The 22,715-nt window shown below is 68.6% G+C and carries 18 protein-coding genes; 7 read left to right on the top strand and 11 right to left on the bottom strand.

All coding sequences use genetic code 11. From position 1 onward, the window contains the following. Nucleotides 1–54 precede the first annotated feature (54 nt). The 6 genes from OX958_RS33725 to OX958_RS33700 form a co-directional block, all read right to left on the bottom strand. Nucleotides 55–675: a response regulator transcription factor gene (locus OX958_RS33725; protein ID WP_270134368.1), complete on the bottom strand. Its 621-nt coding sequence runs from the start codon at nucleotides 673–675 to the stop codon at nucleotides 55–57. Nucleotides 676–959: 284 nt separating this feature from the next. Continuing rightward, nucleotides 960–2,210 (bottom strand): CehA/McbA family metallohydrolase, encoded by a 1,251-nt coding sequence (locus OX958_RS33720; protein ID WP_270134367.1) that lies wholly within the window; start codon nucleotides 2,208–2,210, stop codon nucleotides 960–962. Further along, nucleotides 2,210–2,341 (bottom strand): hypothetical protein, encoded by a 132-nt coding sequence (locus OX958_RS33715; protein WP_270134365.1) that lies wholly within the window; start codon nucleotides 2,339–2,341, stop codon nucleotides 2,210–2,212. The genes OX958_RS33720 and OX958_RS33715 overlap by 1 nt, the downstream gene beginning before the upstream one ends. Nucleotides 2,342–2,844: 503 nt before the next feature. Next, nucleotides 2,845–3,606, bottom strand: a complete 762-nt coding sequence (locus OX958_RS33710; RefSeq protein WP_270134364.1) for a ricin-type beta-trefoil lectin domain protein — start codon at nucleotides 3,604–3,606, stop codon at nucleotides 2,845–2,847. Nucleotides 3,607–4,040: 434 nt separating this feature from the next. Then, a complete protein-coding gene (locus OX958_RS33705; RefSeq protein WP_270134362.1) occupies nucleotides 4,041–4,544 on the bottom strand; it encodes a hypothetical protein in 504 nt (167 codons plus the stop codon). A gap of 39 nt (nucleotides 4,545–4,583) precedes the next feature. Next, a complete protein-coding gene (locus tag OX958_RS33700; RefSeq protein WP_270134361.1) occupies nucleotides 4,584–6,890 on the bottom strand; it encodes a DEAD/DEAH box helicase in 2,307 nt (768 codons plus the stop codon). Between the two features lie 176 nt (nucleotides 6,891–7,066). Between OX958_RS33700 and OX958_RS33695 the strand changes: the two genes are divergently transcribed. The 4 genes from OX958_RS33695 (at nucleotide 7,067) to OX958_RS33680 (ending at nucleotide 12,077) form a co-directional block, all read left to right on the top strand. Then, entirely contained in the window at nucleotides 7,067–7,426 is a 360-nt protein-coding gene (locus OX958_RS33695; RefSeq protein WP_270134359.1) for an STAS domain-containing protein, read from the top strand. 238 nt (nucleotides 7,427–7,664) lie between these two features. Beyond that, a complete protein-coding gene (locus OX958_RS33690) occupies nucleotides 7,665–9,968 on the top strand; it encodes a sodium-translocating pyrophosphatase (RefSeq protein ID WP_270134358.1) in 2,304 nt (767 codons plus the stop codon). A 370-nt stretch (nucleotides 9,969–10,338) separates the two neighbouring features. After that, nucleotides 10,339–11,319, top strand: coding sequence for an ABC transporter ATP-binding protein (locus OX958_RS33685; RefSeq protein WP_270134356.1), 981 nt, complete (start codon nucleotides 10,339–10,341; stop codon nucleotides 11,317–11,319). Beyond that, nucleotides 11,319–12,077 carry a hypothetical protein gene (locus OX958_RS33680; protein ID WP_270134354.1) on the top strand — a complete coding sequence of 253 codons (759 nt, stop codon included), beginning with the start codon at nucleotides 11,319–11,321 and terminating at the stop codon, nucleotides 12,075–12,077. The genes OX958_RS33685 and OX958_RS33680 overlap by 1 nt, the downstream gene beginning before the upstream one ends. A gap of 122 nt (nucleotides 12,078–12,199) precedes the next feature. Here the strand turns inward: OX958_RS33680 and OX958_RS33675 are convergent, their stop codons facing one another. Then, nucleotides 12,200–13,045 carry a hypothetical protein gene (locus OX958_RS33675; RefSeq protein ID WP_270134353.1) on the bottom strand — a complete coding sequence of 282 codons (846 nt, stop codon included), beginning with the start codon at nucleotides 13,043–13,045 and terminating at the stop codon, nucleotides 12,200–12,202. A 198-nt stretch (nucleotides 13,046–13,243) separates the two neighbouring features. Between OX958_RS33675 and OX958_RS33670 the strand changes: the two genes are divergently transcribed. Together OX958_RS33670 and OX958_RS33665 are read left to right on the top strand one after the other, a co-directional pair. Beyond that, nucleotides 13,244–14,038 (top strand): DUF2785 domain-containing protein, encoded by a 795-nt coding sequence (locus OX958_RS33670; RefSeq protein WP_270134352.1) that lies wholly within the window; start codon nucleotides 13,244–13,246, stop codon nucleotides 14,036–14,038. A gap of 7 nt (nucleotides 14,039–14,045) precedes the next feature. Next, nucleotides 14,046–14,909 (top strand): class I SAM-dependent methyltransferase, encoded by an 864-nt coding sequence (locus OX958_RS33665; RefSeq protein ID WP_270134350.1) that lies wholly within the window; start codon nucleotides 14,046–14,048, stop codon nucleotides 14,907–14,909. Between the two features lie 33 nt (nucleotides 14,910–14,942). Here OX958_RS33665 and OX958_RS33660 read toward each other — a convergent pair whose 3' ends face one another. Continuing rightward, nucleotides 14,943–16,313: a hypothetical protein gene (locus OX958_RS33660; RefSeq protein WP_270134348.1), complete on the bottom strand. Its 1,371-nt coding sequence runs from the start codon at nucleotides 16,311–16,313 to the stop codon at nucleotides 14,943–14,945. 131 nt (nucleotides 16,314–16,444) lie between these two features. On the opposite strand from OX958_RS33660, the gene OX958_RS33655 reads away from it, so the two are divergent. Further along, nucleotides 16,445–17,905 carry a class I SAM-dependent methyltransferase gene (locus OX958_RS33655; RefSeq protein ID WP_270134347.1) on the top strand — a complete coding sequence of 487 codons (1,461 nt, stop codon included), beginning with the start codon at nucleotides 16,445–16,447 and terminating at the stop codon, nucleotides 17,903–17,905. Between the two features lie 66 nt (nucleotides 17,906–17,971). Here OX958_RS33655 and OX958_RS33650 read toward each other — a convergent pair whose 3' ends face one another. The 3 genes from OX958_RS33650 to OX958_RS33640 form a co-directional block, all read right to left on the bottom strand. Further along, nucleotides 17,972–19,537 (bottom strand): GGDEF domain-containing protein, encoded by a 1,566-nt coding sequence (locus OX958_RS33650; protein WP_270134346.1) that lies wholly within the window; start codon nucleotides 19,535–19,537, stop codon nucleotides 17,972–17,974. Nucleotides 19,538–19,565: 28 nt separating this feature from the next. Then, nucleotides 19,566–21,119: a GGDEF domain-containing protein gene (locus OX958_RS33645; RefSeq protein WP_270134345.1), complete on the bottom strand. Its 1,554-nt coding sequence runs from the start codon at nucleotides 21,117–21,119 to the stop codon at nucleotides 19,566–19,568. A gap of 100 nt (nucleotides 21,120–21,219) precedes the next feature. Next, complete coding sequence (locus tag OX958_RS33640; RefSeq protein WP_270134344.1) at nucleotides 21,220–22,524, bottom strand: cytochrome P450; 1,305 nt, start codon at nucleotides 22,522–22,524, stop codon at nucleotides 21,220–21,222. Nucleotides 22,525–22,715 lie beyond the last annotated feature (191 nt).

Here is a 22,715-nt window from a genome sequence, read left to right as displayed (position 1 = left end):
CACCTCCCGGTCGAACGACCCAACCTGTGACTCAACTCAGCTTCGCACGCCGGGTCAGTCGAGGAGCCAGCCGTTGCGGTCGGCTATCTGGATGGCGTCGGCTCGGGTGCGGGCACCGGTTTTGCCGATGGCGGACCACAGTCGGGTGCGGACGACTCGTTCGGAGACCTGGAGGTTGCGGGCCATCAGGGCGATGGTTCCGCCGTTGCGGGCCGCTCGGAGGGTGTCGGTCTCGCCGTCGTTCAGGGGAGTCTCGGTGTACTGGAGAGTTTCGGCTCGGAGGTCGGCGTCGACGACTCGGAGGCCGAGGTGCACCCGGCGTACGGCGTCGGCGAGCTGGGGAGCGGGGCTGCCTTTGAGGGCGAAACCCTTGGCGCCGGCTTCGAGGCCGCGACGCAGGTGGCCGGGGCGGCCGAAGGTGGTGAGCATGACGACGCGGCACTCCGGCATCGACGAACGCAGCTCGGTGGTGACGGTGATGCTGTTGCTGCCGGGACCGGCGGTGTCGACCAGTGCGACGTTGGCGCGGTGCTGTTTCGCGGCGCGGACCACGTCGTCGGTGCGGTTGAGTTCGGCAACGACCTCCAGATCCTGCTCGCGTTCCAGACCGCTTCTGAGCACGCCTCGGCTGAGGATCTGGTCATCGACCAGGAGCAGCCGGATGCGGTCGGGCAAACGAGCCTCCGGGGGGCCGTCCGGGCGCCGGGGAAGTGCGTCCGGGAGGAGATGGGCAAGACATCGGGTCCAGATCATGGATGGCCGAAACTCACGCCGTCCACATCAACGGCACATCTCTACCAGATTGCGACCAGATCGCGACCGGGCAGCGCCCGCACCACGCCGGGACCGTCCGGATTCATCCGGGATTGCCCAGCGCAGTTACCGCATCGCCCAAAGTCGAAGCCGTCAGCATCACCCGAAGCTCGAAGACCGATGGGAGGTCCGGCCGTTGACCGGTCTCAGTTGGTGAGAGAGAGGACTCGGTTGTCGTGGGTCATGAGGACTGTGCCGGTGGCAACGGGGGCCGGCACAGTCTCGTACGACGAGCTGATGGAGTGGCGGGCGCCGTCGGGGGTCAGCAGCAGGGTGTTGGGGGCGTCGATGACGACGAGTTCGTTGGCGTTGTGGAGGACGACGGGGGCGTCGTAGCCGGCCGAGATCGCGGTGCGGCCGGCGGCCAGGGCTTCCAGCACGGCGGGGACGAGTTCGTCGGGGGCCTCGGCGGACGCGTCGATGGCCAGCCAGGTGGTCGGGATACCAGGCGTGGTGAGGGAGCTGGGGTTGTGGTAGTCACTACCACCAATGGGAGTGGTAGCGCCGAGGCCCCAGGCCTGCCACCAGGCGACCGGTCCACCCCAGCGGTGGTCGAGCCAGGAGGAGTGCCAGACCTCAGCGAGGGGTGGGTGTTCGGGGAGCGGGTGGCGCCAGGCGCAGTCGCCGCTCAGGGGGTGGTTGATCGAGAGAAGGCCGCCGCGGCGGGCCACCTCGGTCACCCACGTGGAGGCCGGCCGGCGGAAGTCGATGACGCCGATCTCGCCGAAGGCGTTCGCGTGACCGGTGTCGGTGGTCACCTCCTGGCCTGGAATCAAGCCGATGCCGAACCGCCGGCCCAGTCCCGGGAGTTCCAAGTGGTGAGCCTCGGTGTTGTGGTCGGTGATCGCCATGACATCGAGCCCCGCCGAGACGCCCAAGGCGGCCAGGTTCGCGATCGGGGTGGAGCCGTCCGAGTGCAGCGAGTGCGCGTGGAAGTCGCCTGCGATCCACCGCAGTCCGTCGGCAGCAGGTAGCACGCGACGCGGCGGCCGAGCCGGTACGCCGACAGCCGCCGTCAGCGCGGCGTACCCGTCGAGGCCGGGGATGACCGAGACCGGGCCGGTGACTGCTTCGACGACCAGCTCGACGCCGTCGAGCGGCACGCGGTGCAGGCCGATCACCACGAACCAGATGCCGGGCTCCAGTTCGCCGGCCAGGTAGCCGGGGGTGGCGGCGGTCGGAGTAATGGCGAAGGTCTGTCGCGCGCCGCCGGACCACCCGCGCCAGCCGTCGGCGCCCTCGCAGCCGAGGTCAACCACCGCACCTTCGACGTTGGGCACAGTCAGCGTCACCGACAGCCCGGGGCAGCCTGGCGGGATGTCGACCGGCAACGAGTGCCAGACCGACTCGGCCCGGTCGTCGAGCGTCCAGCGTTGCCGGTACGTCGTGACCGCCATCAGTAGGCCACGAAAGGCTGACGAGCCCGCAGTTCGCCGGAGTACAGCAGGACACGGTTCTCCGCGACCACCGGCCGCACACCGGCCGAGCCGAGTACGGCTGGCTGGAACAAGCGCGGACTACGTCGCATCAGAAGGCTCCTCGCGGGTCGGTGCAGTCAGTGCCGGTTCACCTTGGCACCCCGTCAGGAACTTTGTGAAGCCTCCCGAGCGGCCCGTCAAGCGTTGCCCTCGGCTACCACCCGGAAGTGGCCGGTCGGCGTCAAGTCCGATCCAGGCGCAACGCGTTGCGGAAAAGTTAAAGCTCGCTCGCGGTTGAGTCACAAAGAGTAGCTGGGTAGATACAGACCGTGAGAACGGGAGGTAGCGTCAGTGCCGATCGGATCATCGGATCGGAGGTGAAGACAAATGCTCGGAGGACTTCTCCACGACCTGCTCGGTGGCTACCACTGGCACCACTGGCACCACCACTGCTGGTGGTGACCACCCGACGGGGCATCTCCGCTGACGCGCAAGCAGCGGATCGCCTACCACTGAGAATCTGACCACCGCGGTTCATGAACCGAAAGGAAAGGGCCGGCCCCGACAGTCTGTCGGGGCCGGCCCTCCTCTGTGTGGCTGAGGATCCTCCTGATTACCTCTGGGCCAGCTGCATCATCTGCTTGGGCAGAGTCGTCATCTGGGCCGGAACCGGACTCTTGGCCTGGATCAGGCTGAACAGGCTCGTCGCGGCGTTCGCGATCGGCAGCGGCAGGGCCAGGCCCAGCGATGCCAGTAGTGCGTTCACGAGTGCCAGTACCGCGCCGAGGATGTCCAGACCCGGCAGCGGCAGAGCGCTCCAGCCCTGGTACGTCGCCCCGCTGGCCGACTGGGCGCCGGTCGGCTGCGCCTGCTTCTTCACGCCCTTGCCGAGCAGCGAGCTGAGTGCCATTCCGTTCGCTGCGTTGACGAACGACCCGGAGGTCTCGTCGTAGTTCCACTTCTGTCCGTCACCGTCCCGGCAGGGCAGCACCAGGACCGGTGCACCCTTCGGAGTGGCGACCAGGTCCGCACCGGTGTCCAGGCAGGCTCCGGTCCGGGCAAGGGCGCCACCGACGCTCTTGCTCATCGCGACCTGCAACTGGCCCTTGTCGGTCATCACCCATTCCTGCGTCTTGCCCTCCTTGCCCGGAGCGCAAGCCATCATCACCGCCATCGGGACCTTGTTGGACGTGACGAAGGTCAGGCAGTACCGGGTGTCCGCGCGGTTGGCGATCTGCTTCACCACGCCGACCTCGACGCCCGGTGGGTCGGCCGGTGCCGGGGCCGCCGCCTGAGCGGGGATCGCGGTGGCCAGGGCGACGCTGACGGCGAGGACCGTGACGCCGGTGCGGCTCAGAATCTTACGGATGATCAAGACAACCTCCAGAGGTCGTGCCATCTCGCGGCGTCAGGTCGTCGGGACCCCGAAGCGAAAGCGCGTGCACCGGTTCCGGAACCGCGGCAGGCCCAGGTACTGGGGCTGACTGCGGGTCGATCCCCCGATCGAGGAGGCGGTGGGCCCGGAAGGCCGATGGTGACTCAACGCGACGTTGACGCCACGACCAGTAGTGCACAGGTCCGTCGGGGGTGGCTATCGAGATCAGCGGGAACTTGATGCCAATGGCAACTAACTGCCATCGGTCAATCGTTGCGCAGGGCATCGATATGCGCCTGCGTGCTGGCCGTGCCGCGGCTGAGCGGCGGCTGTGCCAGGATCGATACTTTACAACAGTTCTGGCTCGGGGGCACGTTCCCCGGATGGCCGGTTTCAGCTTCCGGAGAAGGTGAAACCGGCTCAGCTGGCGGGCGTCAGTGCGGTTGCTTCGAATCGGGGCCCTCGGCAACGGTGTGCCGATCGGTGGCCAGCCGGTCACCTGCCGAGAGGTCCACCGTCCGGCTGTCGGGATCGTCGGCGGGACGATCCGTGGAGGCCGGGTCGGCGGCGTGACGTCCGACCGGAGTACCGGCGGTGTCGACGTCTTCCCGGGAGTCCGGCCCGTGCGCCTCGCCGGCGTCGCGCGAGTCGTGGGTGCCGTGAGCGTCGCCGTCCGCGGTGGGGGCGGCGGCCACCTTCTGGCGGAGCTGGCGTACTTCCTTGTGCCGGCGGTAGCCGCGGCTGAGTCCCTTCTTCGTCAGCCACAGGCCGAGGGTGATGGCGATCCCGGCGGCGGCGCCGAGGAAGAACAGAGTGGGGACGGCGAGTCCGAAGTCGACGCCGAACACCGACATCGTGGTCGAGTCGCCGGACGAGACCGAGACGCCCAGGCCGAACAGGACGGCAAGGACGATCAGGACGATTCCGAGAGCCAGCATGATCGCTGCCTTTCTTCCAGCAGCCTGGTGCTGGAGGTTTCAGGCCTCACTGCGAAGGAGTGCGGTAAGCAGCGCCACGGCGCCGCCTTTGTCGAGCGGGTTGTTCCCGTTCCCACATTTGGGTGACTGTACGCACGACGGGCATCCGTCAACGCACTCACAGTGTGCAATCGCTTCCCGTGTCGCGGTCAACCACTCACGCGCCGCGGCGTACCCGTGTTCGGCGAAGCCGGCGCCACCGGGATGCCCGTCGTAGACGAAGACGGTGAGCCGGCCGGTGTCGGCGTGCTTGGCGGTGGAGACGCCGCCGATGTCCCACCGGTCGCAGGTGGCGAACAGCGGCAGTAGTCCGATCGACGCGTGCTCCGCCGCATGAGCGGCTCCTGGTACGTCGCTCAGCCCGAGCTCCTCGATCAGTTGGTCGGGCATCGTCCACCAGACCGCCTTGGTCCGCAGGGTGCGCTCGGGCAGGTCCAGAGGCTGCTCGTCGAGCACGTCGCCGGTGACGAGTTGCTTGCGCTGGAAGGAGATCACCTGGTTGGTGACCTGGACCCAGCCGCGGGACAGCTCGGCCGCGCCCCACTGACGGCTCTCCTCGGTGGCCAGGATGCTGATCTCGGTGACGTCGCGCGCGAAGGTGGTGTAGTCCGGCGACGCCGGCTCCACGATGGCCGCGTGGCTCTCCAGGTCGAGCGTGCGCACCAGGTAGGACTCACCGGCGTGCACGTAGACAGCTCCGGCGTGCACGCTCGCATGTGCCGAGCCGCCGTCGACAGTGCCGAGCAGGCGTCCGGTCTGGTCCTCGACGATCTGCACCGTCTTGCCGCCGGCCGAGCGGATGTCGATCGCGTCGACCGCCCGGTCCCGCCTGGTCCAGAACCAGCCATGGGGTCGCTCCCGCAGCAGCCCTTGCTTGACGAGCTGCTTGATGACGCTCTCGGTGGTCGCGCCGAAGACCTCGTAGTCGTCCGGAGTCAGCGGCAGCTCCTGGGCCGCGGCGCAGAGCTGCGGCCCGAGGACATAGGGGTTCTCGGGATTGAAGACCGTCGCCTCGACAGGTCGCCCGAAGATCGCCGCGGGGTGCCGCACCAGATAGGTGTCGAGCGGGTCGTCGCGAGCGACCAGTAGAGCCAAGGCGTCGCCGCCCGATCGTCCTGCGCGTCCTGCTTGCTGCCAGAGCGAGGCACGGGTGCCCGGCCAGCCCGACAGTAGTACTGCGTCGAGCCCGGCGATATCTATCCCGAGCTCGAGTGCGTTGGTCGCGGCCACTCCGGTCAGCTCACCGCTCTGCAGCATGCTCTCGAGTCGCCGCCGCTCCTCCGGGAGATAGCCGGCCCGGTACGCCGAGACCTGTTCGCTCAGTGAAGGGTCGATCTCGGTCAGGTTGTCGCGAGCGGTCATCGCGACGGACTCGGCTCCTCGCCGGGACCTGACGAACGCCACTGTTCTGACGCCCGACACGACGAGGTCGGTCAGCAGGTCGGCGACCTCGGCCGGGGCGGACCGGCGTACGGGGGCTCCGTTCTCGCCGCGTAGCGAGGTGAGGGGCGGCTCCCACAAACCGAAGGAGATGCCGCCGCGGGGCGAGCCGTCCTGCAGCACCTCCACCATCGGCAGGCCGGTGAGGCGCTCCCCGGAGACCGCCGGCTCCGCCACGGTCGCCGATGCGCAGACGAAGATCGGATGTGCCCCGTACTGCGCGCAGACGCGGCGCAGGCGGCGCAGTACGCCGGCGACATGCGCGCCGAACACGCCTCGGTAGTGATGACACTCGTCGACCACGACGTACTGCAAGGAACCCAGGAACCTGGCCCAGCGTTGGTGGTTCGGCAGCAAGGACCGGTGCATCATGTCCGGGTTGCTCAGTACATAGGTGGCGTGATCGCGGGCCCAGTCCCGCTCGCTGCGCTCCGAGTCGCCGTCGAGGGTCGTCGCGCGCAGGCCCGGCACCGAGTACGCCGAGACCGCGCGCAACTGGTCGTGGGCCAGCGCCTTGGTGGGGGACAGGTACAGAACGGACGCCGTCCGCCGGTGGGGCGACGCCGCGTGCGCGATGCTCAAGGTGGTGAAGGCCGGCAGCAGGTAGCCCAGCGACTTGCCGGACGCCGTACCGGTCGCGACGACCACGTGCTTGCCGCCGTACGCCGCCTCGGCGGTGGCGACCTGGTGGGTCCAGGGCCGCTCGATACCGGCATCGGCGAGTTGGCTGAGCACCTCCGGCGGAACCCAGCGCGGCCAATCACTCGTTTGACCTACTCGCGCCGGCACGGACTCGACGTGCGTCAGCCGCTCGGCGCGGCCCGGTCCCGCGGCGAGACGCTTGAGGATGTCGGCTGCCCCACTCACGGCAACGACCCTAGTCAAGGGCACCGACAGCCGGTATCCGAGAGTGCACGAGCGGATGCGCAAAGCGGGTGCAAATGCGAATGCACACGTCACTTTGGCCGGCCGACTCGACGCGGGATGCGCCGAAATGAAAGAGTTTTCGCACACGGCCCTACTCACGGTCCGTACATGGTTGAATGCAACAGTTCACGGGATCGGAGGCCGAAGTGGATCTGTCGCTGACGACGCGCACAGAGGGTGGGCGCACCGTCGTCGAGGTGGGTGGGGAGATCGATGTCTACACCGCGCCGAAGCTCCGCGAAACCATCGTCACACTGGTCGACGGAGGGCACTACGACCTCGTCGTCGACCTGGAAAGGGTGGAGTTCCTGGACTCCACCGGCCTCGGTGTCCTGGTCGGCGGACTGAAACGGGTGCGCACCCACGACGGCTCGCTGTCGCTGGTCTGCACCCAGGAACGACTGCTGAAGATCTTCCGGATCACCGGCCTGACCAAGGTCTTCGAGATCCACCCGGACGTCGCCTCGGCCATCTGAGGCGATCCGGACCCCGATCGTGGGCGGCGCCGGGAAGGTGTCCCCACGGTCACAGCGGGTGAACCGCATCCCATCGGTACCGGGTGTGGCGTAGACCACCCTGCCATCAGGTCTGGTCGTTCACCCGTTAGAGTGACCCACCGCGTCAGGCCATTGGCGCTGTGTCGTAATTCTCAACCCAACGACCACGGCAGTACGGGGGCCGTTCAGTCCTGAGGGTTGCCTACAAGGAGGACGGATGTCCCGGCTGCTTGCTGTACAAGCGGTGGATCTTTCGTCGAGCAACACCACGGTGGTCATCGTCGTCGGAGCGATCGCGATCTTCGCGGTCGCCATGGCGATGGTGTTCCGCCGTCAGGTGCTTGCCGCGAACGATGGCACCGAGAACATGAAGGCGATCGCGGTGGCGGTACAGGAAGGCGCTTCGGCCTACCTGTCCCGGCAGTTCAAGACGCTGTCGATCTTCGCTGTGGTGGCGTTCCTGCTGTTGTTCCTGTTGCCGGTGCACGGCGACGGCAACGAGACCACGCTGAAGATCTTCCGATCGGTCTTCTTCCTGATCGGCGCGGGCTTCTCCGCCGTCATCGGCTACCTCGGCATGTGGCTCGCGACCCGGGCCAACGTCCGCGTCGCCGCCGCCGCGCGGGCCGAGGGACGTGAGCCCGCCATGCGGGTCGCGTTCCGGACCGGTGGTGCCGTGGGGATGGCGACGGTGGGTCTCGGCCTGTTCGGCGCCGCCACGGTGGTGTTCTTCTTCAAGGGTGACGCTCCCACCGTGCTCGAGGGCTTCGGCTTCGGTGCCGCGATGCTGGCGATGTTCATGCGGGTCGGCGGCGGTATCTTCACCAAGGCCGCCGACGTCGGCGCCGACCTGGTCGGCAAGGTCGAGCAGAACATCCCCGAGGACGACCCCCGCAACGCGGCGACCATCGCCGACAACGTGGGCGACAACGTCGGTGACTGCGCCGGCATGGCCGCGGACCTGTTCGAGTCCTACGCCGTGATGCTGGTCGCCTCGCTGATCCTGGGCAAGGCCGCCTTCGGCGAGCAGGGCCTGATCTTCCCGCTGATCGTGCCGGCCATCGGTGTGCTGACCGCGGCGATCGGTGTCTACCTGACCAAGCCGCGGGCCGGCGAGAACGGCCTGCGCACGATCAACCGGTCCTTCTACATCTCGGCGCTGATCTCGGCCGTGCTCTGTACGGTGGCGGCCTACGTCTACCTGCCGGGCGACTTCGCCGGCCTGACCGGCGCCACCGACGCGATCGCCGCCAACGACGGCGACCCGCGCGTCATCGCCACCGTCTCGGTGATCATCGGAATCGTGCTGGCAGCGGTCATCCTGGCGCTGACCGGCTACTACACCGGTACCGAGGACAAGCCGGTCCAGGACGTCGGCAAGACGTCGATGACCGGTGCGGCCACCGTGATCCTGTCGGGCATCTCGGTCGGCTTCGAGTCGGCCGTCTACACCGCCCTGGTGATCGCAGCCGCCGTGTACGGCGCCTTCCTGGTCGGCGGCGGCGGCGTGGTCGCGCTGTTCGCGATCGCGCTGGCCGGTTGTGGTCTGCTGACCACCGTCGGCGTCATCGTCGCGATGGACACCTTCGGCCCGGTCTCCGACAACGCGCAGGGCATCGCCGAGATGTCCGGTGACGTGGACGGCGAAGCGGCCCAGATCCTGACCGAGCTGGACGCCGTCGGCAACACCACCAAGGCGATCACCAAGGGCATCGCGATCGCCACCGCGGTGCTCGCGGCGACCGCGCTGTTCGGGTCCTACACCGACTCGATCTACTCGGTGCTGAACGACGCCGGTGACGCCGCCTTCAACATGGACGCGCTGGTCTTCGACCCGTCCACGCTGGTCGGCCTGATCATCGGTGCGGCCGTCGTGTTCATGTTCTCCGGCCTGCTGATCAACGCGGTCGGTCGCGCGGCGGGTGCGGTCGTCTACGAGGTCCGTCGCCAGTTCCGCGACATCCCGGGCATCATGGAGGGCACCGGCAAGCCGGAGTACGGCAAGGTCGTCGACATCTGCACCCGCGACTCGCTGCGGGAGCTGGCGACACCGGGCGTGCTCGCCATCGCGGCACCGATCGCGGTCGGTTTCGGTCTGGGCGCCTCGGCGCTGGCCGGCTACCTGGCCGGCGCGATCGCCAGCGGCACCCTGATGGCCGTCTTCCTGGCCAACTCCGGTGGCGCCTGGGACAACGCGAAGAAGCTGGTCGAGGACGGCAACCACGGCGGCAAGGGCTCGCCGGCACACGAGGCCACCATCATCGGTGACACCGTGGGCGACCCGTTCAAGGACACCGCCGGTCCGGCCATCAACCCGCTGATCAAGGTGATGAACCTGGTCTCCGTGCTGATCGCACCGGCCGTCGTCGGCATGTCGGCGATCGGCGAGGACACCAACACCGGCCTGCGGATCGCCATCGCGCTGGTAGCGGTGGCCATCATCGTCGCGGCCGTGGTCGTCTCGAAGCGCCGGGAGTCGGTCATCTCCGACACCCCGGCCGAGGCCAACGTCGCGGCCTGACCGTCTGACGCAGTACGCCGAGAGGCCCGCCGGATCCGTCCGGCGGGCCTCTCGCCTTTTGGCCGGCGTAGCTCTCAACTGGAAGTCACTTCCATCGGTGATCGATGGATTTCCCCTGCTGGGCAAGACGATCGGCCACCCGGTCGCGACTTTGGTCGGATGCGCCGCCGGCCGGAGTACGGGAGGGTCGGGGGTGGGTCAGGGAGTCAACCGATGGCGACCCCGGCCGGGCGAACGGCAGAATCCACCTGAGGGAGGACACACCGGGTCAGCCCGGGGTCCGATGTGTTGACCCAGCCGGACCTCGATACTGAGGAGAGCACAGCCCGCCCATGAAATCACTGGCGCGCCACCGAACGAGGAGTACGGGATGATCGAGGCAAAAGGCCTCACCAAGCGTTACGGCCCAACCGTTGCCGTTGACAACCTCACCTTCGAGGTGAAGCCCGGCAAGGTGACCGGCTTCCTCGGCCCGAACGGGGCCGGCAAGTCGACCACCATGCGGATGATCCTGGGCCTGGACACTCCGACCTCCGGTGACGTCCGGATCGACGGTCAGCACTACAGCGACCTCAAGCAGCCGCTCAGCAAGGTCGGCGCGCTGCTGGACGCCAAGTGGGTGCACCCGAACCGGTCGGCACGCGCCCACCTGTCCTGGATGGCGGCCTCCAACAAGCTGCCGAAGCGGCGGGTGGACGAGGTCCTGGACGCCGTCGGCCTGACCCAGGTGGCCGGCAAACGCGCCGGTGCCTACTCGCTCGGTATGTCGCAGCGGCTCGGTATCGCCGGCGCCCTGCTGGGCGACCCGGAGATCCTGCTCTTCGACGAGCCGGTCAACGGCCTCGATCCCGAGGGCATCGTCTGGATCCGAAAGTTCATGCACCGGCTGGCCGACGAGGGCCGGACGGTCTTCGTCTCCAGCCACCTGTTGTCGGAGATGGCGCTGACCGCCGAGGAGCTGGTGGTGATCGGCCGCGGACGGCTGATCTCGCAGACCACCACCAAGCAGTTCGTCGACAACGCCAGCGGGAGCAGCATCAAGGTGCGCAGCCCGCAGCTCGACCAGCTGCAGAGCATCCTGCAGCAGGGCAACCTGGTCACCCGGATCGAGGACCTCGTGGACGAGGGCAAGGTGCTCTACGTCGACGGCGAGATCACCACCGACTCGATCGGCGAGACGGCCGCGGCCCAGGGCATCGTCCTGCACGAGCTGAGCCTGCAGCGCGGTTCGCTGGAGGCCGCCTTCATGCAGATGACCGGTGACTCGGTCCAGTACCACGCGCACGACTCGCAGCAGGCACCTCCGGTGCCGCCCGCCGAGATCGTCGTGGCAGAAGAGGAGAAGAACTGATGTCCCTGGTCACCGTGGAGCGGATCAAGCTCTTCAGCACCCGCTCACCCTGGTGGTGCATGGTGCTCGCCCTGGTGCTGGCCGACGGCTTCATGACGCTCGGCTTCGTCTTCGCGCCGGACGACATCTCCTCGGCCTTCCGGCCGGTGGACACCCAGGGCACCTACAACTTCGGCCTGATGGTGATGATGGTGATGGCGACCCTCGCCGTCACCACGGAGTACCGGTTCGGGACCATCCGGACCAGCTTCCTGTCGGTGCCCAAGCGGATCCCGATCCTGCTGTCGAAGACGCTGGTGGCCGCCGGCCTCAGCGCCGTGGTCGGCCTGATCACCGCCTTCGGCGCCTGGGGTCTGGGCACCGTGCTGGTCCCGGAAGCGGACCTCGCGCTGAAGACCGGCGCCGACTGGCGCGCCGTGCTCGGAATCGGCGTGGTGTACTTCCTGGCCGCGATCATCGCGGTCGCGGTCGGCATCCTGGTCCGGCAGAGCGCCGGCGCGATCGCGATCGTGATCTGCTGGCCGCTGCTGCTGGAAGGTATCGGCCTGGCGATCCCCAAGGTCGGCGAGTTCATCGGTGACTGGGGCCCGTTCTCCCGGGTGAACTGGTTCATCAGCGGTGAGCAGGGCATCAACCCCGGCTCGGACAGCGCCTCCACCTCGGTGATGTCGCCGACCTGGTCGCTGATCTACTTCGCCGCCTGGGCGATCGGCCTGCTGGTCATCTCCCTGGTGGTCGCGAAGAAGCGCGACGCCTGACAGACGGCCGCCGGGTGGCTTCGCTGCCCGGCGGTGCGAGGCCCGGCCGGGCTGAGGGGTCCTGGCCGCTACGGCCCGTGGAACAGCTGGTTCGCCGGCTGTCCCGCGGGCCGTTACCCGTCTCAGCGGCAGTTCTTGCCGTTCACGATCCCCCACTCGCCCTGGTTCGGCACGATCCGTTTCTGGTAGCAGGCGAAGCTGTCGATCTCACCAAGACTCTTGAGCGCGTCGAGAATGCTCCGGATCGTCACCGCCGCGGCCGCGCCGGTCACCTTGCACAGCACCTGGACCACCTTCTTGAGCTGGACCGGGAGCTTGGCCACCCCTTGGCAGCTGATGTAGGTGATCACACCGCCGCCGCCGATGATCACGCTGAGGATGCCCTGGACCTCGACCCCGGTCAGGTTCAGGTAGACGCCGCGGCCGTAGGTCAGCTTCGGGTCCATGGCGATCGGGTAGCGAGCACCGGTCGTGTCGACGTGCTGGACGAGCCGGTTGGCCGAGGTCGTCTCGTACCAGGTGCGCAGCGACCGGCCGGCGGCGTCGATCGCCCAAGGCGCCTGGATCACGCCGGTGAGTTCCGTCCCCGGCTTGGTGATCAGGAACCCGGCACCGGACCTGGTCAGTTGCCATCCCGGCGCAAGGCTCAAGTCGTACTGCGTACTGTCGCCGCGGCGCAGGACCGTGATCACCTGACCGCCATCCGGCAGGGCACGCACCACCGAGTTCCTCCGATCCGTCGGAGTGATCGTGTGCGAAGTACCGGCCGCAGACACGGTCAGGCTCTTGGCCTGCGCCTGGACGTCGACCGTCGGCCGAGCCGGACCTGTCGGCTCCGGTCCGCGCCGGTCGAGTGCACGCTGCACCACCGATCCGGTGCTCTGCTCGGTGGCTGCTGCGAGCTGGCTGCCCGCCAGACAGACGGCGAAAGAAGTCGCTACGGCAAGTACCGGTCTGAGAAAACGCATCAGAACCCCGCTCCTTCGGTCGAAAAGGTGCCTCGAGCAAATGTCGGGAGCCGGCGGCGCGACAAGGCGTTCTGCAGGTAGCTGCAAAGGTCGAAGCGCGGTGGCAACAAAAGTGTCGGGACCGCAACGGGACGGATCTTGCTGTCGCCACGGACGGTCACTGTCGGGCCGGGTGGTGGCTTTGTTAGCCTGCGGGGCATGACCGATTGGGCGCAGGTCCGCGCGAACGGGTTCGCCGTACCGGCCGGGCGTCCGGTCGACGAGTTGGTGGCCGAGTTGTCCGGGATGCTCCGGTCGCCCGATCCAGTGGTCCGGGACGGGCAGGCCTACTCGACGCTCGCCACCTGGATCGGTGAAGGAGTGCTCGACACCGACGCGCTGCGGGCGCTCGGCGACGAGATGGTGGGCCGGTTCGCCGATCCGGAGATCCAGGCCCGGACGTTCGCCCCGCTGATCCTCGACGCGATCGTGTCCGAGGGCGTCTTCGAGCCGGCCTGGGTGCCGCCGTTCGAGCGCTGGTACGTCGCGGAGGAGGATCTGCGCGGCTTCGACCCCAAGCTCGGCTGGTTGCACGCCGTCGCGCACGGGAGCGACCTGCTGGGGGCTCTGGCGCGGGTTCCGGCCGTCGAGCCCGTTCAGATGCTCCGGCTGGGCGTGGGACGGCTCCTGACGCCGACGGAGTACGTGCTGCGTGATCTGGAGGACGATCGGCTCGGCGTCGCCCTGGGCGTCGCGCTGACCCGGCCGGATCTGTCGAAGGAGGACGCGCTCGGCTGGCTCGATCCGGCGGTCCGGGCCGTCGTCACCACCCCGACCGCCGGTTTCGCGCCGGAGATCTCGAACACGCTCCGCACTCTGCGCGTGGTTCACCTCCTGGTCGACCACGGTGTCCGCCTCGACGACGAGCACCCGAACGTGCAGATCCCGCACGGCGACGAGGTGAAGGCCAAACTGCTGGAAGTCTTCCGCGCCGCCACCCCGTACTACTTCTGACACCGGCATGACCACCGCGGACATTCGCGCCAACTACAGCCAGGTCGCCACGGCCTACCTCGGCAAGTGGGCCGAAGCGCTGGCCGTCCACGGACGAGCCCTCGCCGACCGCCTGCCCTTGGCCGGTGATGGCCTGGACGGTGGTGACCGGTCCTTTGGTGGCGGGTCGTCCCCGGTTAGCGGGTCGGGGCGTCCGGATCAGGCGCGGCGGTTGGTCGAGGTGGGGTGTGGGCCGGGGTTGCTGTTGTCGCATCTGCGGCGGGTGGCTCCAGGGACTCAGGTGATCGGAGTGGACCTGACCGAGGCGATGCTTCGGCAGGCGCCGGCCGAGTTCGGCCGGGTGGCAGCGGATGCTCAGGCGTTGCCTTTCCGCTCCGGGGTGCTCGACGCCGTGTTGATGCCGTTCGTGCTGTTCCATCTTCCTGATCTCCCGTCGGCGCTCTCGGAGGTACGCCGGACGCTGGTGGCGGGTGGCTCGTTCGGGGCTGTCACCTGGTCCGGTCATGACCCGCACCCGGCGTACGAGGTGTGGGTGCGGGTGATCGACGAGCACGGCGCTCCGCCTGACCCGTCGCCCCAGATGCCCTCGAACGAGATCACCTCCGATCCCGAGAAGCTCGGGATCGCCTTGCAGAAGGCAGGTTTCGGTGCTGTCGACATCACCGTCGAGCGCTTCCGGCACCAGCCGACGGCGGCTGAGTTCCTCGAGCACTCGCGGGTGATCGGTGCGATGGCCAGACGAATCGCCGAGCTCCCCGCGGACCGGCGTACTGCGTGTCTGGCCGAGGCCGAGCGTGAGCTGAGCAAACTGGACGCCGACGCGTTCATCGAATCCGGAACAGTTCTCTACGCGACCGCCACAGCCACCTGATCGTCGCGACCACCTGCCGGTCGGTGTGGTCGTTCATCGGAAGGTCGCGGTGGCTGTCAGCGGCGGGAAGGTGACGGCGCCTGCCATCGGGTCGGCACCGGACGTGTTGCTGGTGAACTTCAACGTGCTGTTCGTGGTCAGCTGGACCGTCTTGGTGGTGGCCGGGACCGCGAAGGTGATCACGTCGGCGTCCGGATTGCCTTGTGTGGCAGGGATCGGCGCGCCATCCGCGGTCACCGTCAGGAAGGGGGACACCCAGGTGCTGCTGTAGATGACGTAGGTGTAGTCGAGCCGGGAGCCGATCTCGACCCGCACCCAGGCCTTCCCCTGCGGTGCCCAGCCGCGGGCCGGATCCCAGGGAGTCAGCACGGCCTTCTTGAGCGAGAGCGAGAAGGAGCTCTTGAAGTACTGACCTTGGTTTCGGGCGGTGGTCGGCAGCGCCTTGTTCAGCTCGGTGGAAGTGCCTGCGCGGTAGTACGCGGCGGCGACCTCGGGCGTTGTTCGCTTGCCAGTGGTCAGCGACAGTGACTGCACGACCGAGCCGCTGGTCGCGGTCAGCAAGATCTCCGCGCTGTCCTTCGGCACGGAGACGAGCAAGGTCTGCTCGACGGTCGCCGCCGAGCTGTCCTCGGAGAAGACCGTCACCGGACGTTGCTCACCGCCGACGTCCACCGTCCACTTGGTCACCGGGGTGCCTTTGGTCTTCCCCGGAACGTACGCCGGGCCGTTGGTCAGCGGATCAAGGGTCGGGCTGGTCCCGAAGACGGCGGCGACGAACTTCTCACCGCTCGCGGGTGCCAGCACCTCGGTGCCGCTACCGAAGATCTCCGGAGTGGCGACGCCCTTGAGCGTGAGAGTCCCGTCGGGGACGACCAGCTTGTCCGTGGCAGGTTTCAGGTCGAGGACCTCGCGCTTGCCGCTGACCGAGGTCAGGCCGGTCTTCGCGGCAGGGGCGGGTGGCGCAGCCAGCGCGTCGGCGTTGCCGTCGGCCGGCTTGTCGTCCGGCCGCCAGAAGGCGCTGCTGTCAGGACGGAGCTGTGACCGCTTCCATTGCTCGTCGTCTGCCAGCTCGAGGCCCGGCTTGTCACCGCCTGTGGGCTCGATCCGGGCGATGTCCCAGACCTGACGCTCGGCGGTGCCGAGGCGACGCAGTGGGCCGCACGCCATCGTGCCGAGCGACTGCTTGCCGTCGGCACCGGTGACGAAGTAGCACCGGGCCTGGGGGCTGAGGTTCTGGTTGGGCTCCGTGTCGACCTGCCGGTGCCAGTCGCTCTCGGCGGTGGTGAGGAAGGCCGAGGCAGTCTTCTTCTCGACCGTGCCCGCACCCGTCTGCAGACCTGACGCCCCGCACCCCGACACCGCCAGCAGCCCGGCGGCCAGCGTGCACCCCACTCGCGTCTTCATCGCGTTTCCCCCTTGAATTGCTGACTTCTGACACTGGGAATTCTGCCAGCGTCGCGGCCGCCGGAACGGAGGAATCCGAAAGCTGTGGATAACTTCGGGCAGCTGGTGGGGCGGCCTGCGAGGATGGGGACATGGACGAGCGAGTGCTGGGTGCGGAGCTGGTCGAGCGGTTGCGCGGTGCCTTCGAGGCAGCGGCGTACACGGTCGACGGAGTGGCGGAGCGGTTGGGGCCGCAGGCCAACGGTGCGTTGGCGCGCAACGAGACGACGCTTGCCTTCCAACGGACCGGCGCGGGTGATCCGCTGGACACGATGATCCGGTTGTTCCTGCTGCAACGGGTCGTGCCGCTGGAGTCGGTGGAGAAGGCGTTCCCCGGCGTGGTCGGTGATTTGGTTGCCCTAGGCATCTTAAATGTGGCCGAGGATCAGCTGGCGGCGGCGCTCGATCTGCGGCCGTACGCGGAAGACGACCGGTACTGGTGGGTGATCGCGGATCTGACGCCGGGGCTGGACGGCCGGCGCGAGCCGATGCGGCCGGACTACGTGCTGGGAATCGCGCCGGCGAGCCTGAGTCTGGTGAAGCTGACCGTGCCGATCAAGGCCGGGAGGGCGCTCGACGTCGGGACCGGCTGCGGGATCCAGGCGTTGCACCTCGCCGACCGGATCGGCCACCTCGTCGCCACTGATGTGAATCCGCGCGCGCTTCGGCTGACCCGATGGACCGCCGCCCTCAACCGCGTCGAGCTGGACGTGCGTGACGGCAGTCTCTACGAGCCGGTCGCGGGAGAGCGGTTCGACCTGATCGTGAGCAATCCGCCGTACGTGATCGCGCCACCGGCTGCCGACGCGCGGCTCACCTACCGCGAGACGGGGTTCGCTGGAGATGCGGTGGTCGAGCAACTGGTTCGGCAAGCACCGCAGCATCTGACCGAAGGTGGCTGGTGTCAGCTGCTCGCCAACTGGACCTGCGTCCGTGGTCAGGACTGGCGCGAGCGGGTCGCCGGCTGGACCGGCGACAGATCCAGCTGGGCGGTGCAACGCGAGCAGCTCGACCCCGCGGAGTACGTCGAGCTGTGGTTGCGTGACGCCGGTTTGCACGGGCGTCCGGAGTACACGAGCCGGTACGACGCCTGGCTGCGGTGGCTCGACGAGCAACAGGTCGAGGCGATCGGGATGGGCTGGATCAATCTGCACAACACGGCGGGCAGCACGCAGGCCGAGGAATGGCCGTACGAGATCGAGCAACCGATCGGTCCGCACGTGCTCGACAGGTTCGAGCGGATCGAAGGGTTGCCGGCTGAGCTGACCGGGCTGCACCTGACGATGGCCGACGACCTGGTGCAGGAGACGGCCGGGCAGCCGGGCGCCGAGGACCCGGCGACCATCGTGCTGCGGCGGCAGCGTGGCATGCGCCGGGCCGAGCAGGTGGACACGGTGCTCGCCGGGTTCGTCGGTGCCTGCGACGGGGAGCTGAGCGTCGGTCAGATCCTCGACGCGCTCGCCAGTCTGCTGCAGCGCGACGATCTGCACGCCGAGTACCTGCCGAAGATCGCGAACCTCGTCACCGAAGGTTTCCTGACGGCCGAGGGCTGACGCCCGGTGGACCAAGGCGAACGACCGCAAAGACGGTCTCCAGTGAGTGACTCCTGAGATGTGGGGTCAGGTGCGGGGACGGCGGTGACGCTTTTCTTCGTACATGCGGCTGTCGGCGGCGGTGAGCAGGTCGGCGACGGGGGTGCCTTCGGTGCTGCTGGCGTGGCCGATGCTGAGCCTGAGCATGGCGAACCACGGCTCGACGGCGCCGCGGGCCACCCGTTCGGCGGCCGTTTTGATCCGTTCGACCAGCTCGCCGGCTCCGCGGTCGTCGGGGTTGTCCAGGACGACGACGAACTCGTCGCCGCCTGCTCGCGCGACGAGGTCGTCGGCGCGGCACTGCTCGGTCAGCAGTTGGGCGACGCGGCGCAGTACCTCGTCGCCGCAGGCGTGGCCGTGGCTGTCGTTGACGACCTTCAGGTTGTCGACGTCGATCGCGAGCACCGCGATCGAGCGGCCCGACTCCAGCGCCGCGCTCATCCGCTCGTCGAGCGCGCGGCGGTTGCCGACGCCGGTCAGTGGGTCCTCGCGGGCGGCTCGCCACTCGGCGTCGTGCCGGATGGACAGGTCATGGGTCGCGAGTGCGCTCCGTACGGCGTACAGACCGCGCAGCCGCTCCGCCCACCAACCACGCGCGATGGCTCGCGCGTACTGCAGGCCGGAGGCGGCGCCGATGTCGCCGGAGTCGGCGACGATCCGCACCGCGGTGTGGCGCACCAGCGCTTCGACCGGCGGATCCGAGGTGGGTGGCAGGTCGGTCGCGGACCGCGCGGCGGCTTCCATCGCCTCGTCCAGCCGGCCGGCCGACGCGTAGGCCATTGCCAGGTAGGCGCCCGCGATGGCAGCCAGTTCGAGGGAGCCGAGCTTGGTCAGCTGCTCACGGCAGTCCTTCAAAATCACCGCGGCTTCGGCCGGATCGGTGTCGAAGTCGGTGGCCGCCAGCCACAGCCGTCCGGTCATCGGCCAGTAGCCGATCAGGTTCGCGCGGACGATCACCTCGTTCGCCTCGGCCGCCCACCGCCTGGCTTCGTCGCACCGACGCTTGATCTCCTCGTCGTACTCCGGGTCGCCGAGCCGCTCCAGTTCGTGCGCCCAGCGGAGATTGGACTCGGCCAGGTTGAGCCGGGTGATCGCGGGCGACTCGGGCAGTCCGAGCGGATCCACGCCGGCCGCGGCAGCGAGCTCGAAGTGCGGGATGCACAGCTCGAACAGGCGCAGCAGGTCATAGGCGTAGCCGAGGCCGGTATGAGCCCAGCTGGCCAGCCCCGCGTCCCGGGTCCTCGCCAGGGCGTTCTCCGCGGCGACAAGGTCGGCTACCGAGTCGCCACCCTCACCGGTGCGGATCAGGGTGACGATCCGGACCGCGAGCGCGTTCGCCTCCCAGCCGGGCTCGTCGATCGCGCGGGAGACCCGGATGCAACCGTCGACCGCGTCCAGCGCCGTCTCGGCGTCGGCGGCGTGGTGCGCGGCAACGGCTCGCACGTACTCCGCGGCGGCGCGTTCGCTGGTCGGCTCCGGGCCGAGCTCGGCCAGCAGCAACCGGATGTCGGTCGCCGCACCGGCCGGGTCTCCCGACTGGGCCCGCGTCATCGCAGCCGCGATTCGCGCGGTCACCCCCGACGTTTCCCGCACCCGGTCTTCCTTTCGTCCTGCCGATCGCCTACCTGGAACGCCGCTTGTCCTCGTACAGCCGGCTGTCCGCCAGCGGGATCAGCGACTCCACCGCCGCGCCCTCCGCGGTCGCGGCGTACCCGATGCTCACGCTCAGCTTCTTCAGCCAGGGCTTCGCCGTCGTACTCGCGACCAGGGCCACCGCGGCCCGCACCCGCTCGGCCAGCTGAGCGCCACCTTTGGCGTCGGGCTGGTCCAGCACCACGAAGAACTCGTCGCCTCCCGATCGAATCACGGCATCGGTGGCACGTGCCTGTTCCACCAGCAGTTCTGCCACAAGTTGCAGCAGCTCGTCGCCGCAAGCATGCCCGAAAGTATCGTTCACGACCTTCAGGTCGTCCACGTCGATGGCCAGCAGGGTCACCGCGCGCTGCGAGTCACGAGCCGCGGTGAGCCGCTCGTCCATCGCCCGGCGGTTGCCGATCCCGGTCAGAGCATCCTGGCGGGCCGCGTGCCACTCGGCATCATGGCGGGCCGAGAGGTCATGAGCCACCAGCGCGTGCCGCACGGCGTTCAGCGCGCGCCGGCGTTCCTTCCACCAGGCGCGGGCGACCGAACGGGCGTACTCGAGTGCGGCGGTGGCACCAGGTTCACCCGAGCCGGCGGCAAGCTCGGACCGCGTCTGCAGGACCAGGACGTGGGTGGCCGGATCGGCCAGCGGAATCAGGTCGTCGATCGCGCGGTCGGCAGCGGCCCGGGCCTCGTCACCGTTGCCCTGGGCAGCGAATGCCCTGGCCAGATAGGCACCGGCGATGGCCAGCCGCTCGGTCTCGCCGAGTTTGCTGATCTCGTCGCGGCATCTGGTCAGGTCGTCGATCGCCGCTGCCGGATCGGTCGACGTCGCGGCCGCTGCCAGCCAGAGCCGGGCGCTCACCCGCCAGTACTCCTGGCTCTCGTCGTCGACGATCACCTTCTCGGCCTCGCGGGCCCAGTGCGCGGCGGCCGCGAGCAACTTGCCGACCTCGCCCTGGTACGACGGATCGCCGAGCCGCTCGAGCTCGTGAGCCCAGCGCAGATGGGTCTCGGCCAGGTTGAGCCGGTCGATCGCGGGAGACTCGGCCAGCTCGAGAGCGTCGGCGTCGATCCCGGTGGCGATCTCGTAGTGCGGCACGCAGAGCTCGAACAGCCGCAGTACGTCGTACGCGTAGCCGAGGCCGGTGTGGGCCCAGCCACGCAGCCCGGGGTCGGTGGTCCGGCTCAGGGCGTGCTCGGCGGCGACCAGGTCGCTGATGGTGTCGCCACCACGGCCGCTTCTCGCGAGGGTGATGATCCGGATCGGGAGCGCGTTGGCCTCCCAGCCCGGCTCGTCGATCGCGCGGGCGACGGCCAGGCACTCCGCCACTGCCGCGAGCGCCTCGTCGGCGTCGCTGGCGTGGTGAGCCGTCACTCCGCGGACGTACTCCGCCGCTGCCAGCTCATAACTCGGTACGCCGCCGAGCTCGGCGCGGATGGCTTCGAGCTGAGCGGCCGCGACGACATGGCCGCCCGACTGGGCAAGCGTCATGGCCGCTGCGATCCGCGCGGACAACACCCCTGCCTCCATCCCGCCCCCCTTGGTTATCCGCTGTCGAGGCGCGGAGTTCCCAGACACCCTCTTAGCTCAGACCGCCCATTGTGACCGCGCCGGAGTCCTCTGTCACGGGTCAGCCGGCGGCTTGTTGGGCGGCGGCGACGGCGTGCAGCCGGACCGGCAGCGACTCCACGCCGTAGACGATGGAGAAGTCGCGGAAGCGGAGCTGGTCCTCGGCGACGGCCAGGGACAGGTCGGGAAAGCGGTTGGCGAGGGCGCTGAAGGCGGCTCTCAGTTCCATCCGGGCCAGCTCGGCACCGACGCAGCGGTGCATGCCGTGACCGAAGGCCAGATGGGCGGCCGGCGCGCGCCGGGGCCAGAAGTCCTCCGCGTCGCCACCGAAGACGGCCTTGTCGCGGTCGGCGCCGGACAGTGAGACAGCGACCAGGTCGCCCTTCTTGACCTGCTGACCGAACAGCTCCTGGTCGTGCTTGGCGAACCGCGGGAAGGCGACCTGGACCACCGTCAGGTAGCGCAGGAGCTCCTCGACGATCTCGTCCACCGACTCCGGCTCGTCCCGCAGCCGGGCGAAGCTCTCCGGGTCGCGCAGCAGCACCAGGGTGCCGAGCGCCAGCATGCTCGCGGAGGTCTCGTAGCCACCGAGGAAGACGCCGTCAGCGAGCCCACCGAGCTCGATGTCGTCGATCCCGTCGCCGTGCTCGCGGATGATCGAGCCGATCAGGCCGTCACCGGGGTGCTGCCGTTGTTTGCCGACGATCTCGAACAGGAACTCGCGCGACTCGCTGGCCGAGCCGAAGACGCCGATCCCGCCGCCGGACAGGTCGAACCGGGCCGGACCGAGGGCCCGGAACCGATCACGGTCGGACTCCTCCACACCGAGCAGATCGGCGATCAGCAGGAACGGCACGTTGAAGGCGAAGTCGGCGACGATGTCGGCGACCGGGCCCTTGGCCTCCATCAGGTCGAGCTGGTCGTTGACGATCTTCTCGATCATCGGCTCCAGCCGGGCCAGCCGGCGCTTGGTGAACTCCGGCGTCAGCAGCTTGCGCAGCCGGGTGTGGTCCGGTGGATCGGTGAAGCCCAGGCCGCCGATGCCCTCGGCCGGCTTGTTCGGGTCCGAGCCGATCATCGGCCGGATGTCGTTGCTGAAGTTGGTCGAGTCGGCCAGGACCGCCTTGGCCTCGGCGTGACCGGTGACCATCCAGACGTTCAGCCCGAACAGGTTGGCCAGCTTGTGCACCGGCTCGACCTCCCGGATCGTGCCGAGCTCGGGCACCGGGTCGAGGCCCTCGCGCCGTAGGGGCATCGAGACCTGGCGCGGGAACACCCGCATCTTCGACAGGTTCAGACCACCTTTGCGGGTGGTCCGGTTCAGCACCCGGCTGCCGACCCATCTCTTCAGGTATGTCGCAACCATGACTCCCACGCGCCCTCTCTGAAACTGCTGCCCCCGACGGCTTTCGGCTACTTCGAAAGTAGCGGCAGTGGGGACCAGATCTGATGGTGTTGGCACTACTGATGCAGTGGCGTTGGCACCACCATGGGAGGGGGCCATGGCGTTGCTCGGTGTTGCCAGCTCAGACCTTGTCATGGACGAGGGCCCGGAAA

The organism is Kribbella sp. CA-293567 (assembly GCF_027627575.1).
Taxonomy (GTDB): domain Bacteria; phylum Actinomycetota; class Actinomycetes; order Propionibacteriales; family Kribbellaceae; genus Kribbella.
This window is presented reverse-complemented; position numbering and strand designations above follow the sequence as displayed.

Excerpts from the sequence above, each read along its gene's own strand:
- OX958_RS33670 (WP_270134352.1), top strand. The coding sequence starts at position 13,244 with ATGACCGATTGGGCGCAGGTCCGCGCGAACGGGTTCGCCGTACCGGCC.
- OX958_RS33680 (WP_270134354.1), top strand. The coding sequence starts at position 11,319 with ATGTCCCTGGTCACCGTGGAGCGGATCAAGCTCTTCAGCACCCGCTCA.
- OX958_RS33660 (WP_270134348.1), bottom strand. The coding sequence starts at position 16,313 with ATGAAGACGCGAGTGGGGTGCACGCTGGCCGCCGGGCTGCTGGCGGTG.
- OX958_RS33645 (WP_270134345.1), bottom strand. The coding sequence starts at position 21,119 with ATGGAGGCAGGGGTGTTGTCCGCGCGGATCGCAGCGGCCATGACGCTT.
- OX958_RS33720 (WP_270134367.1), bottom strand. The coding sequence starts at position 2,210 with ATGGCGGTCACGACGTACCGGCAACGCTGGACGCTCGACGACCGGGCC.
- OX958_RS33685 (WP_270134356.1), top strand. The coding sequence starts at position 10,339 with ATGATCGAGGCAAAAGGCCTCACCAAGCGTTACGGCCCAACCGTTGCC.
- OX958_RS33675 (WP_270134353.1), bottom strand. The coding sequence starts at position 13,045 with ATGCGTTTTCTCAGACCGGTACTTGCCGTAGCGACTTCTTTCGCCGTC.
- OX958_RS33640 (WP_270134344.1), bottom strand. The coding sequence starts at position 22,524 with ATGGTTGCGACATACCTGAAGAGATGGGTCGGCAGCCGGGTGCTGAAC.
- OX958_RS33715 (WP_270134365.1), bottom strand. The coding sequence starts at position 2,341 with ATGCGACGTAGTCCGCGCTTGTTCCAGCCAGCCGTACTCGGCTCGGCC.
- OX958_RS33655 (WP_270134347.1), top strand. The coding sequence starts at position 16,445 with ATGGACGAGCGAGTGCTGGGTGCGGAGCTGGTCGAGCGGTTGCGCGGT.
- OX958_RS33705 (WP_270134362.1), bottom strand. The coding sequence starts at position 4,544 with ATGCTGGCTCTCGGAATCGTCCTGATCGTCCTTGCCGTCCTGTTCGGC.
- OX958_RS33690 (WP_270134358.1), top strand. The coding sequence starts at position 7,665 with ATGTCCCGGCTGCTTGCTGTACAAGCGGTGGATCTTTCGTCGAGCAAC.
- OX958_RS33665 (WP_270134350.1), top strand. The coding sequence starts at position 14,046 with ATGACCACCGCGGACATTCGCGCCAACTACAGCCAGGTCGCCACGGCC.
- OX958_RS33695 (WP_270134359.1), top strand. The coding sequence starts at position 7,067 with ATGCAACAGTTCACGGGATCGGAGGCCGAAGTGGATCTGTCGCTGACG.